Annotated in this window: 11 protein-coding genes; 6 read left to right on the forward strand and 5 right to left on the reverse strand. The window is 39.7% G+C overall.

Translation table 11 applies throughout. From position 1 onward, the window contains the following. Positions 1 to 108: 108 nt before the first annotated feature. Together IEE83_RS28095 and IEE83_RS28100 are read right to left on the reverse strand one after the other, a co-directional pair. Complete coding sequence (locus IEE83_RS28095) at positions 109 to 1,653, reverse strand: outer membrane beta-barrel protein (RefSeq protein ID WP_194124075.1); 1,545 nt, start codon at positions 1,651 to 1,653, stop codon at positions 109 to 111. Further along, a complete protein-coding gene (locus IEE83_RS28100) occupies positions 1,628 to 2,191 on the reverse strand; it encodes an RNA polymerase sigma factor (RefSeq protein ID WP_194124076.1) in 564 nt (187 codons plus the stop codon). The genes IEE83_RS28095 and IEE83_RS28100 overlap by 26 nt, the downstream gene beginning before the upstream one ends. Before the next feature lie 363 nt (positions 2,192 to 2,554). Here IEE83_RS28100 and IEE83_RS28105 point away from each other — a divergent pair, with 363 nt between their 5' ends. From IEE83_RS28105 to IEE83_RS28115, 3 genes are all read left to right on the forward strand, one after another. Then, positions 2,555 to 2,851 (forward strand): muconolactone Delta-isomerase family protein, encoded by a 297-nt coding sequence (locus IEE83_RS28105; protein ID WP_194124077.1) that lies wholly within the window; start codon positions 2,555 to 2,557, stop codon positions 2,849 to 2,851. 93 nt (positions 2,852 to 2,944) lie between these two features. Beyond that, positions 2,945 to 3,430 (forward strand): guanyl-specific ribonuclease, encoded by a 486-nt coding sequence (locus IEE83_RS28110; protein WP_194124078.1) that lies wholly within the window; start codon positions 2,945 to 2,947, stop codon positions 3,428 to 3,430. A gap of 69 nt (positions 3,431 to 3,499) precedes the next feature. Continuing rightward, on the forward strand, positions 3,500 to 3,940 hold the full coding sequence (locus tag IEE83_RS28115) for a barstar family protein (RefSeq protein ID WP_194124079.1): 441 nt from the start codon (positions 3,500 to 3,502) through the stop codon (positions 3,938 to 3,940). Here the strand turns inward: IEE83_RS28115 and pnuC are convergent. Next, positions 3,937 to 4,557 carry a nicotinamide riboside transporter PnuC gene (pnuC, locus tag IEE83_RS28120; protein WP_194124080.1) on the reverse strand — a complete coding sequence of 207 codons (621 nt, stop codon included), beginning with the start codon at positions 4,555 to 4,557 and terminating at the stop codon, positions 3,937 to 3,939. The two genes, IEE83_RS28115 and pnuC, sit on opposite strands and share 4 nt — an antisense overlap. A 195-nt stretch (positions 4,558 to 4,752) precedes the next feature. On the opposite strand from pnuC, the gene mfd reads away from it, so the two are divergent. Together mfd and IEE83_RS28130 are read left to right on the forward strand one after the other, a co-directional pair. Next, positions 4,753 to 8,103 (forward strand): transcription-repair coupling factor, encoded by a 3,351-nt coding sequence (gene mfd / locus IEE83_RS28125; protein ID WP_194124081.1) that lies wholly within the window; start codon positions 4,753 to 4,755, stop codon positions 8,101 to 8,103. Between the two features lie 99 nt (positions 8,104 to 8,202). After that, the gene (locus tag IEE83_RS28130; protein WP_194124082.1) at positions 8,203 to 9,462 is read left to right on the forward strand and encodes an SUMF1/EgtB/PvdO family nonheme iron enzyme; all 1,260 of its coding nucleotides are present in this window, start codon (positions 8,203 to 8,205) and stop codon (positions 9,460 to 9,462) included. 86 nt (positions 9,463 to 9,548) lie between these two features. Here the strand turns inward: IEE83_RS28130 and IEE83_RS28135 are convergent, their stop codons facing one another. Then, positions 9,549 to 10,235, reverse strand: coding sequence for a ComF family protein (locus IEE83_RS28135; RefSeq protein ID WP_194124083.1), 687 nt, complete (start codon positions 10,233 to 10,235; stop codon positions 9,549 to 9,551). 129 nt (positions 10,236 to 10,364) lie between these two features. Here IEE83_RS28135 and IEE83_RS28140 point away from each other — a divergent pair, with 129 nt between their 5' ends. Then, positions 10,365 to 11,726: a dihydroorotase gene (locus tag IEE83_RS28140; RefSeq protein WP_194124084.1), complete on the forward strand. Its 1,362-nt coding sequence runs from the start codon at positions 10,365 to 10,367 to the stop codon at positions 11,724 to 11,726. On the opposite strand, the gene IEE83_RS28145 is transcribed toward IEE83_RS28140, so the two are convergent. Next, positions 11,712 to 12,158: a (deoxy)nucleoside triphosphate pyrophosphohydrolase gene (locus tag IEE83_RS28145; RefSeq protein WP_310588604.1), complete on the reverse strand. Its 447-nt coding sequence runs from the start codon at positions 12,156 to 12,158 to the stop codon at positions 11,712 to 11,714. The genes IEE83_RS28140 and IEE83_RS28145 overlap by 15 nt on opposite strands. Between the last annotated feature and the right edge of the window lie 55 nt (positions 12,159 to 12,213).

The raw sequence follows: 12,213 nt of genomic DNA on the forward strand, positions 1-12,213 counted from the left end.
CTAATAAATAAAACGTGCAAATGATTCAGCTTTTTTAACCTTCTTAACAGGGTTATGTTATGAAGAGTCAGTTTCCTGCTGAATGGTTGGAACGGAAAGAATCTTTTTTTAGAAAGAATATCTTACGCCCCACGCAACACCATATAAAGATGGATGCGAATCTAAAGACTCACTGGTTTTAAAACCTGAAAGCAGTGATTTCTGATACGATCCTGAAAGTGTCGCTTTTAATCTCGCCGACAATTTGTAATTAAAACGCAGACCAGTTGTTGCTGAATAATTCAAATTGCGATACACATCATCCTTCGAAGTTGTAGTGATAACAGACCCGGAAGCTGCTTGAAATTCGTTGTTGATAAAGAAATTAGCCATCATTCCTCCCACAACCGAGTAGCTTAATTTCTTATCAGGATTCAAGGTGAAACCAGCCTGAACCGGAACCTGAACGAAACGATAATTATTCGTTACTTCTTTATTCAGATCAATATAGAGCGTATTTGAAGCAGCCGAGTATGCAGGGTTATTGCCAGTAATAGGAGAATTTGGTGGGTTGTTGCCTGCCAAAGCCGCTTTATCTGCCAATGCACTTTGCAAAACATTTTCCGACTGGCTGTTAACCGCATTTAATAAGTATCCTCCACCTTCATAAGTTGAATTTCCCTGTAAATAATTCAGTCCCGTTTCTACCGACCAATGTTTTGAAAGACGTTTAGCGCCCTGTGTTTGAATAGCATAAGACGCCCCAGAACGGCTGTTTCCCGACAACGATTGCCGAGAGGCATTCGCCGATGCGTAAGCACTTGGTGCATTTGTTACGTTTATATTAGGATTAAAACTTGCGGGCATCACATTTAAGTCAGCCCAGTATTCCTGTTTCTTTTTTTCTTTTTTAGGAAGTTTACTTTCGGCCATCGGATCCGGCTTAAAGAACACATACCTTTTCTGCACATAAACATCCAGATCCTTATATCCGATTGGCGTTAAAGATTCTGCCAGAATACGGCTTGTTGCATCCAGATTTTGTGTTACATAAGATTTTGCCAAATCATTACCTGAAACAGGCATTTCTTTTGTTTTAGTTAAATCACTTGTTATAAATGATTTTTCCATTTTATTAAATCCTGATACCACAGCAATATCATTTTCAACCGGAGGCAAAACGGGATTTTTTTCTGCACCAAATGCAGACTTCTGTTCAGCCAATGTTTCCTTTATATTTTTTGAAACATTAACCTTTCCAGTCAATTTCTCACTTCTTTCAACACTTGCAATAGCGTTTTCGGAATTTACAATTTGCTCTTTTTCAGCTTGTTTGTGCGTTGAAGCAATATTTTTATCTTCTTTGTTATTTGCATTGGAGGAATCCGTGGCCGGTTTTTCAGTCGACGCAATTTGTGTTTCCGCCTTGTTATTTTTTACATCGTAAGAGCCATCCCAAAGTGCTATACCAACCATTAGCAATGCAGCTACTGACGCAGCGGCATACCAATATTGAGGTGTTTTCCACCAAATTGGAATCACCTTTTCTTTTTCCTCTTCGTCAAGACGAGCCTCTATGCCTTCCCAGGCAGATAGAGGAGGCGTTTCAGAAGCTTCCTGAAATGCCTTTTTCCATTGCTCATCAAAGCTATTTTGTTTGGACGGATCCATCATCAAATCTTGTTTCTTTGTTCAATTTTTCCTGAAGAAGCGTACGGGCCCGCGAATATTGCGATTTCGAGGTTCCTTCAGATATACCTAATTTCTGGGCTATTTCATTATGCTGATATCCTTCAATGGCGTACAGATTAAAAATTGTCTGACAGCCGATAGGCAATTCCTTTATAAATTCCAGCAGCTGCTGCCACTGAAAATCTGCCAGGGTTAATTCCTTACCAGCCAAGCCATTTTCATGCGTATCAATATCGTCGAGCTGCTTCAAATATTTATGTTGTCTCAAATGGTTTAACGCCGTATTGACCGCGATGGAACGCAGCCAGTATTCAAGCGGACTATCATTTCGAAACGTACCTATATTCTCATAAATCTTTATAAAAGCATCTTGTAAAACATCTTCGGCATCATCACGGTTTTTGGTGTAACGCAGGCATATAGCAAACAATTTGCCGCCAAAAACATCATATAGCTGTTTTTGGGCGACACGGTTGCGCTGTTGACAGCCAATCACCAATTCCTGTTCGTTAAAAGTCATCCGAAGTTTAAGGGGTGCTACTTTCGGTTTTTATTTATATATTCCTTATAAATAAGGATAATTTCGTTGTTAAACCTGTTTCTCTATTCTTCCAGAATAAATAATCTGCCAGCTGTTCAATACATTGACACGGTTATTTAAAAAATGGTTGTAACAGACGTTTAAATAATTAAAACTTTTTTTAACTTACCTAAGTTCAAACGATATAGCCGGAGAAGATCGCTTTAAAAAATGATCAATAACCGTTGTGTTAATATGCGTTAAACAATAGCCGCTCAAACCTGTTAGAGGAACTATTACATTACGCATATCCTTTTATAAGAGTAAAAAACAGATTTTTCACGTACCTAACCTCTTTCGCTCATGAGTCAATATATGGTTGAAATCCAACTTCCGGCTGTTATGACGGAAGAATACACTGAAAAAATACCGGCGCAGAGAAAAAAAATCAATGAATTAATGGAGCAGGGACGGTTGATGTCTTATGCTTTATCAGAAGATCGGTTAAAGCTTTGGTGCGTTGTAAGAGCGGATAGTGAATTCGAGGTAATGTCACTTGTTTCAGAATTTCCGTTAATTGATTTCATGGACCCGACAATTTGTAAACTGATGTTTAATAATGTTGTCGCGCTTAGGCTGCCCATGTTTTCATTGAATTAAAAAAATCAAAAATGATTTAAATGATAAGAACCTCATTGTTTGCACGATGAGGTTCTTTATGTAAAAAGTATTTTTATTATTTCTAAGATTAATATGTTTTCCAAAATTCCATACACACCGATTTTTTCCTGGCTTAAAAAAACTGTTTTTATTCTTGCCACTTTATTAGCCGTTGCCTGTTCAGGTAATGGAAATAATGCTGCACAGGAAACTCCTCAAAAATCGGAGCAGACAGAAGCTAATCCTAAAAAACCGTTAAAACTTACCCGGAAATCGGATAAATCGCTTTTAAATAAAAATCAGCAAGGCGCTATTCCTCAGAAAGTTCTGAATGTTTTGGCATATGTCCGCGAGAATGGCCGTGCACCGGAAGGCTATCAGGGAGGAAGAAAATTTGGGAATTTTGAAAAACATTTACCCATAAAAGACGATGCCGGAAATCCGATGCAATACCAGGAATGGGACGTTAACCCCAAGAAAAAAGGAAAAAACCGCGGAGCCGAGCGCCTGATCACCAGTGAAAACAAACGCGCCTGGTATACCCGTGATCATTATGATTCTTTTATTGAAATCGAATAAGTTTCCCCGGCAGGTTTTTATCTTTGCACATCTTTTACTTTTACAGCTGATTTGATCAGAATTAACACCATGAAAAACACACATTTTCTTCTTGCCAAAAAAGACACAGATCTGCGTAAATCATTTCTGGGCGCATTTATTGCTAAAATTGATGGGCAAAAAGCGACTTCTTTGAAAGATTTCCATGAGCAAATTGGTGAAGCGCTTAATTTTCCTGATTACTCCGGAAAAAACCTTGATGCGCTGGATGAAATGCTGAACGATCTGGAATGGATCACAGAAGAAAAAGTGATTTTACACATCACAAATTCCAACGACTGGCTTTCAAAAGAAAAAACAGACGACAAAATCCTTGCGCTTATTGACATTTTTGACGCCACAGCGGAAGATTGGAAATGGATGGATGAGGAAGAAGATGTGGCTAAAAAAGAGCTGAGGATTATTTTTGAAGACTCTCCAAGAATCAGAACCATTCTTGAAGAACAGGAAATCCCATTTGGTGATTGTTAAACATTGGCAGCCGCCAGTTTCTTCATATCTCTTTTCCACTGAATATATCCCAAAACAGCTAATGCCAGAAAAACGGCATATAAAATGGCTGTGAGGTATAAATCTTTGTAGAAATACATAATCGTATAACAGGCGTCAGCCACAATCCACACGATCCAGTTTTCCAGATATTTCCGCACCATCATCCATTGTGCAATTAAACTTGCAATGGTTAATGCAGAATCGACATAAGTAAAACTTGCGTTGGTAAAACGGCCCAGAAGAAATCCCCAAAGTAATGTTGCTGCGAAAAAGATCAGGGCAAAAATTATGTAAAGTTTTGTCGGCGTATTACTTACCGAAATACCATCATGACTTTTGCCGCCATATAACCACATCCACCAGCCATAAATACTGGTAAAAAAATAGTAACCCTGCAAACTCATATCGGCATATAACTTAACCTGCCAGAAAACGATCACATAAAGTACGGCATTAATAATTCCGAAAAACCAGCCCAGAACATTTTGCCGGGTATTGAGATAAACGCAGATTGCGCCCGTCAAAAAACCGAGTATTTCAAGAACCGTTGTGGCTATGCCTGCGAAAGTTATGGATTGATTAAGCCAGTCGATCATTTTATACAATTAATACATTCGTTACAAATGCTATCTATTTACCAGTTATTTTTGTAAAGTAATCAATGGTATCAACAAAAGTAGAAAAACTGTTGTTATCATTTAAGCCGACCGGGAAAATCCCTGGAACGGCTTTTTGTGTTTGATATAGTTTATAAAACCGGGGAAATTTCCTCTAATAATTAAGATATACTTTTGGAAGTAAAAGATTTATTGACGCTATACGGAGGTGACAGTTATCTGGATCTGTTCATTTCACAAATTGCCTCGAAAAAAGAAGATGCTGCACATATCCAGATCAAAGGATTAGTCGGCAGTCTGGATGCGGTGATTGCGGCGGCTATTCAGCAGAAAAAGAAAAGTCCGGCCTTATATATTTTGAGCGATCGTGAAGAGGCTGCTTATTTTCAAAATGACTTGCAGAATTTGCTGGGTAAAACGGAAGTTTTATATTATCCGACATCTTACAAACGCCCTTACCATTATGAAGAAGTTGATAATGCCAACGTTCTGATGCGTGGAGAAATTCTGAACAAACTGAATGTTGCCAAACCCGGACCTTTTCAGATTGTAACGTATCCGGAAGCACTTTTTGAAAAAGTTATCAACAAAAGATCGTTGATTGCCAACACTTTTTCTGTGAAAGTAGGCGAGAAGCTGGATCCGTCATTTTTGACAGAATTCCTGACCAGTTATGGTTTTGAAATTACCGACTTTGTTTTCGAAGCCGGCCAGTTTTCCGTGCGTGGTGGTATTCTGGACGTTTTCTCTTTTGCAAGCGAACACCCGTTCCGTATCGAGCTTTTTGGTGATGAGGTGGAAAGTATCCGTTCTTTTGATCCTGATACGCAGCTTTCGATTGAAACTGCCAAACAAATTAATATTGTCCCTGATATTCAGCAAAAACTTATTCATGAAACCAGAGAATCATTTATGGATTTTCTGGATAGTGATTCAGTTTTGTGGTTTAAAGATGCCGAATTAACGCTTGAAGTGATCGAAAGCTGTTTTGAAAAAGCGGAGAAAGCATTGCAGGAAGTGACTAGCGGCGGTGTTCAGATCGTTTCAAATCCGGCAGATTTGTTTGAAACAAGACGTGGATTTTTAAATCAGGTTAAAAAATTCAAAACGGTAGAATTCGGGCGCAGGTTTTATTTTAAAACTGAAAGCAAACTCCCCTATTCTTCCAAACCGCAACCATCTTTTAATAAGGACTTTAAGCGACTATTAGATGATCTTTCAGAAAATCAGTCCAAAGGTTTCGTCAATGTAATCGTTGCCGAACAACCAAAACAGCTGGATCGTCTGGAAAGGATTTTCGAAGATCTTGATCCGTTTGTGAAATTTCAGCCGATGCCGAATATTTCGCTTCGGGAAGGTTTTATTGACGAAAACCTGAAAGTGGCCTGTTATACAGATCACCAGATTTTCGCCCGTTTTCATAAATATCGTTTAAAAGAAAAATTCAGCAAGTCGAAAGCGATTACGCTGAAAGAATTGAAATCGCTTCATCCGGGTGATTTCGTAACCCACGTGGATTATGGTATCGGCCGTTTTGCCGGTATGGAGCGGAAAGATGTGAACGGAAAAGAACAGGAAGCAATCCGCTTGATTTACCGTGATAATGATTTGCTTTATGTGAGTGTGCATAACCTGCACAAAATCGCCAAATATACCGGCAAAGAAGGAACGCCGCCAGCGATGAGTAAGTTGGGTTCTGGAGAATGGGAAGCGAAAAAATCCAAAGTAAAAAAACAGCTTAAAGATATTGCTCACGAACTGATTGCGCTTTATGCAAAACGTCGTCAGGCACCAGGTTTCCAGTTTTCTCCTGACAATTACATGCAGGCTGAACTTGAATCTTCTTTCTTATATGAAGATACGCCGGATCAGGCTACGGCCATTGCCAGCGTAAAAGATGATATGGAAAAAGGTCACCCGATGGATCGTCTGGTTTGTGGTGATGTTGGTTTTGGGAAAACTGAAGTAGCGATTCGGGCGGCTTTTAAGGCTGTTTGTGATAGTAAACAAGTTGCTGTGCTGGTACCAACGACAATTTTGGCGATGCAGCATTTCAAAACTTTCAGCGAACGTTTGTCAGATTTCCCGGCAAAAGTAGGTTATATCAACCGCTTTAAATCGCCAAAACAAATTAAGGAAACACTGAAAGAGGCTGCCGAAGGAAAAATTGATATTCTGATTGGTACGCACCGTATTTTAAATAAGGATGTACAATTCAAAGATCTGGGTCTTTTGATTGTCGATGAAGAGCAGAAATTTGGTGTTAAAGCAAAAGACAGATTGAAGGAAATGCGCGTGAATGTGGATGTTTTGACATTAACGGCCACACCGATTCCAAGAACACTGCATTTTTCTTTGATGGGCGCAAGAGATCTTTCAGTAATCGCAACACCACCGCCAAACCGCCAGCCGGTTACGACCGAAGTTCATTCATTCAGCGAAGAATTTATCCGTGATGCAATAAGTTTTGAAGTGCAGCGTGGCGGACAGGTTTTCTTTGTTCATAACCGCGTAAATGATATTGAATCGATTGCCAACATTATTATGCGTCTGGTTCCGGAAGTGAGAATCGGTGTAGCGCACGGACAAATGGATGGCGACAAGCTTGAAAAAGTAATGGTTGATTTTATTGAAGGCGAATATGACATTCTGGTTTCAACCAATATTATTGAATCCGGAATTGATATTGCCAATGCGAATACGATCATTATCAACTCAGCGCATATGTTCGGATTATCGGATCTGCACCAGATGCGTGGCCGGGTAGGGCGTTCCAACAGAAAAGCATTCTGTTACTTATTAACACCAAACGCGTCTACCTTAGCCAGTGATTCCAGAAAACGTCTTCAGACTTTGGAAGAATTTTCTGAACTGGGTGACGGATTTAAAGTGGCGATGCGCGATCTTGATATTCGTGGTGCCGGAAATTTACTGGGTGCAGAACAAAGCGGTTTTGTGAATGACCTAGGTTATGAATTGTATCACAAAATGTTGGACGAAGCGGTTGCAGAACTTAAAAATAATGAGTTCAAAGATCTGTTTTCATCCGCTTTGGGATTGCCTGCAAAATTATTGCCGGATTGTCAGATCGAGACGGATTTTGCTACTTTAATTCCTGAAACGTACGTTAAAAATATTTCAGAAAGACTTTCGTTATATACGCGTCTTGACGATATGAAAACGAACGAGGAACTGATTGGTTTCGAGAAGGAGGTAGCGGACCGTTTCGGACCGTTGCCAAAAGAAGTCGAGGATTTATTGAAAACGGTTCGTTTGCGTTGGGAAGCTGAAGGTTTGTATTTCGAAAAATTAACTTTGAAAAGCAATACATTGAAAGGATACTTCGTTACTTCGCAGAACGACGAATTTTTTCAGTCGCCAAGATTCGGTAAAGTCATTGATTACATTAAGTTACATCCAAAACAAAGTTCATTGAAAGACCAGAAAGGGAAACTTATTCTGACTTGTGAAAATGTAACAAGTATCGACCAGGCACAGAAGATTTTAGTTGAAATGTGCCAATAAATGATTTTTAGCAAATAAGTTCGATTGATTTCATACATTTGCAGTTTCGCATACTATTAAATACCAAACACTCTAAGTCACTTTAAAGCAATGATTTGCATGCATAAGATGGGTATCCGGTCGATCGCGTTGATACTGATTGTGTTATTAGCGGCTACTTCCTGTAGTAAGAAAAAAAGACCAACGAGTTTGAAACCTGGGAAAACCAGTTCAAAAACAGGCTTGGCGTATAATGGCAAGGATGGCTATCAGGTTAAACAATACAAAGCATTACCTGCTGGTCCTGACTTGGTTTATATCGAAGGAGGACGTTTTACCATGGGATCTTTGGAAGAAGATGTCATGAACAGACGTGATAACCCAAAACGTACGGTAAGTATCCAATCGTTCTACATGGACCAGACTGAAGTTGCCAACGTTCACTATCTTGAATATTTAAATGCTGTGCAAAAAGATTCTTCGGAAGAATTTTACAGCAAAGCCTTACCCGACACAGCTGTTTGGTATAATGAATTGTCGTTCAATGATTCATATGTAACCATGTATCTTCGTCACCCTGGTTTCCGTTTGTACCCTGTTGTAGGTGTATCGTGGGTACAGGCTAATGACTATTGCGCATGGAGAACTGCTGCTGTAAGTAAAAGCAATACTGCAATTGGTAACAAAGCAGGTCAGAAGAAAAAAGGATTTGCTATTGGCAAGAAGAAAAAAGCTGCCAACGCTGCGGAAGCAGAAGCGGTTGCATCTGCGGAACCTACCCAACTTAGAATTGAGAGCGGTTACGTAATGCCTCCTTACCGTCTTCCAACCGAAGCAGAATTTGAATATGCTGCCATTGCGATGATCGGTACGCAGTATGCTGACGAAAATCAATCTAACCAGCGTATTTACCCTTGGGATGGTTCTACGATGCGTCAGCCTCGAGGCCGTAAACAAGGAACTATGCTTGCCAACTTCAAACGCGGACCTGGGGATTATGCAGGTATCGCAGGAAAATCAAATGACGGTGCGATCATTACTCAGGAAATTCGTTCATATCCTCCTAATGACAACGGTCTTTATGATATGGCTGGAAACGTTAGCGAGTGGGTTTATGACGTTTATCGTCCGCTTTCCAACAATGACATGAATGATTTGAATGCATTCCGTCGCGATGGATATCAGGATGATGCGAAAAACTACGATAACAAAAACAGTAACTCTTTGATCAACGATAACCTTCGTGTTTACAAAGGCGGTTCATGGTCTGACGTAGCTTATTGGTTATCACCAGGAACACGTCGTTACATGGATCAGGATTCTGCTACTGCATCAGTGGGCTTCCGTTGCGCCATGATCGCTACTGGTAGCCGTAAATAAGATTCTTTTAGAATAAATTTATAAAAGTAAAAATGAGAGGATCAGGTTTAAAACCTGATCCTCTCATTTTTTTGTGCTAATCATCATTAATGCTGAGCAGAAGCGATGGTTAAAATATAGAATTTTTCATATCCTTCATTTTTCAAAACTTCTATACAAGCTTCCAGAGTTGCACCGGTTGTTAAAATATCGTCAATAATAATTAAAGTTTTTCCTTCCACATTTTCACTGACCTTAAACACGCCTTTCACATTTTCCCAGCGTTCATTTCTAGTTTTTCCAGTTTGCGTTTCCGTAAATTTTGTTCTCTCCAAAACTTTCCCGGACCATGGAATATTCGTAGCATTTGAAAACCCTTCGGCCAGTTTATCACTCTGGTTATAACCCCGGATTTTCATTTTTTTCTTGTGTAAAGGAACTGTGACAATCAGATCCGCCTCTGGTAAATTTCCATTTGCCATCATTTCCTGTCCGAACATAAAACCAAGTAAAATCCCAACTTCGGATTTTCCACGATATTTCAGCGCATGCAGCAATTTTTGCACTTTACCTTTTTTGGTAAATAACAGAAAGGAATGCGTGCTGGCTACTTCGTGTACATTGACAAATTTTTGCCTCACCGTATCGCTAAAAACACTATCCTGTTCAATTCTTGGCAAAGCAATTCGGCATGAAGTACAAATAATTTCTTCATTACCAACCAATCCTTTGTCACAAGCTTCGCAGCATCTGGGAAAAATCAGGTCAACGAAATCAAACCAGAGAGATTTCATAGGGAATTTTGAATGAAAGAATAATTTAGAATGATTGAATTATATAGCTCGCAACGCAGACATTCTTAACTTTACCTTTTCAAGAAATAGCAGCGATTTCAGTGTTTCAATTATTTATTTAGTCAAGAAATGAAAACTCTTATTCTGAATGCCCGGATTGTGAATGAAAATACAATCCAGGAATCTGACGTATATATTGTTGATGGTCACATCCAACGCATTGCAAAAGATTTGCAAAATCTTCCTGCTGACCGCGTTATCGACGCCAAAGGGACTTATTTGCTTCCTGGTGTTATTGATGATCAGGTGCATTTCAGAGAACCGGGCTTAACCTATAAAGCTGATATTCATTCCGAAGCGCGTGCCGGAGTTGCGGGTGGCGTAACGTCATTTATGGAAATGCCAAACACAGTTCCAAATGCGCTTACTCAGCATTTGTTGCAGGATAAGTATGACATTGCAGAAAAAAGTTCTCTGGCTAATTATTCCTTTTTTATGGGTGGTTCCAATACCAACTATGACGAGGTAATGCGTACGGATCCCACGCAGGTTTGCGGAATCAAGATTTTTATGGGCTCTTCTACCGGAAATATGCTCGTAGACGCGCCGGATGTTCTGGAAAAGCTATTTGCTAATGTGCCCATGTTAATCGCGACACATTGTGAAGATGAAGCAACGGTTCGCCAGCGTATGGAGTTCTTCAAAGAAAAATATGGAGATAATGTTCCTTACGACATTCATGCACTGGTCAGAAATGAAGAAGCGTGTCTGATTTCATCCACTTTTGCGAGCGGATTGGCGCATAAACATAAAACAAGATTACATATTCTTCATATTTCAACGGGTAATGAAGTTTCGCTTTTTGAAGTAGGAGAGCGTAAAAATGGCAAAATACTTTTGGCTGACGGATCTCCAAAACTGGTTACCTCGGAAGCCTGTGTGCATCATTTATGGTTTGATGCGGAAGATTATCATACGCTTGGAAATAAAATAAAATGCAATCCGGCTATTAAGGCGCCACATCACAAAGAAGCGATTTTACAGGCCGTTTTGGATAACAGGATTGATGTCATTGCGACTGATCATGCACCGCATACCATTGAAGAAAAAGCACTTCCTTACTGGCAGGCACCTTCGGGTTTGCCCCTGATTCAGCATACATTAAATGTGATGCTGGAATTCGTAAAAAAGGGAAAAATTCCGTTGGAAAGAGTCGCTGAAAAAATGAGCCATGCCGTAGCCGACTGTTTTCAAATTGCGGACAGAGGATATATTCGTGAAGGTTACTGGGCTGATCTGGTTCTTGTGGATCTTGACGGAAAGACTATGGTAGAAAAGTCAAATCTTTATTCAAAATGCGCCTGGTCGCCATTTGAAGGGACCAATTTTCAGTCTCAAATAACGCACACATTCGTGTCTGGTCATTTGGCTTATGAAAACGGAAATTTTGACGAAACCGTAAAAGGAAAGAGATTATTATTTTCCCGCTAGGTAAGTATAGTAGCTTTTAATTATATCAAGATCACCAACCGTCCAATTTAACGACAGCAAATCTTGTGGGTCAAGCCACATGATTTGCTCATGCTCGGATAGTGTCATTGCAAAAGTACTAAGTTTACAAACGAAAGGTACAAGGATAATTTCTCTCCAGCCCTGGTCTTTTGTGGTAACCGGCAATTTTTGAATTATTTCAATATCAACATCAAGCTCTTCACGAATTTCGCGAAAGAGGGTTTCTTCGTCAGTTTCGTTTTCCTCTTGTTTTCCTCCGGGAAATTCCCATTGAAGCGGAAACGAAAGTGCCGCGCTACGCTGTCCTGCCAAGACTTTTCCATCATGTTCAATTATCGCACAAGGCACCCGCACAACCAACTTTACAGCAACAATACTTTCTATCATACCAGCAGTGACACAAAATTTCACGCAAAAGTACGCAATTTTTAAAGAAAATACAATGCCATTAACTCAATTATTGTCT

Source organism: Dyadobacter subterraneus (assembly GCF_015221875.1).
Taxonomy (GTDB): domain Bacteria; phylum Bacteroidota; class Bacteroidia; order Cytophagales; family Spirosomataceae; genus Dyadobacter; species Dyadobacter subterraneus.

Coding starts and splice junctions, on each gene's coding strand:
- IEE83_RS28135 (WP_194124083.1), bottom strand. CDS start 10,235: ATGAAATCTCTCTGGTTTGATTTCGTTGACCTGATTTTTCCCAGATGC.
- IEE83_RS28095 (WP_194124075.1), bottom strand. CDS start 1,653: ATGATGGATCCGTCCAAACAAAATAGCTTTGATGAGCAATGGAAAAAG.
- IEE83_RS28115 (WP_194124079.1), top strand. CDS start 3,500: ATGAAAAACACACATTTTCTTCTTGCCAAAAAAGACACAGATCTGCGT.
- IEE83_RS28110 (WP_194124078.1), top strand. CDS start 2,945: ATGTTTTCCAAAATTCCATACACACCGATTTTTTCCTGGCTTAAAAAA.
- IEE83_RS28105 (WP_194124077.1), top strand. CDS start 2,555: ATGAGTCAATATATGGTTGAAATCCAACTTCCGGCTGTTATGACGGAA.
- IEE83_RS28100 (WP_194124076.1), bottom strand. CDS start 2,191: ATGACTTTTAACGAACAGGAATTGGTGATTGGCTGTCAACAGCGCAAC.
- IEE83_RS28140 (WP_194124084.1), top strand. CDS start 10,365: ATGAAAACTCTTATTCTGAATGCCCGGATTGTGAATGAAAATACAATC.
- IEE83_RS28130 (WP_194124082.1), top strand. CDS start 8,203: ATGCATAAGATGGGTATCCGGTCGATCGCGTTGATACTGATTGTGTTA.
- pnuC (WP_194124080.1), bottom strand. CDS start 4,557: ATGATCGACTGGCTTAATCAATCCATAACTTTCGCAGGCATAGCCACA.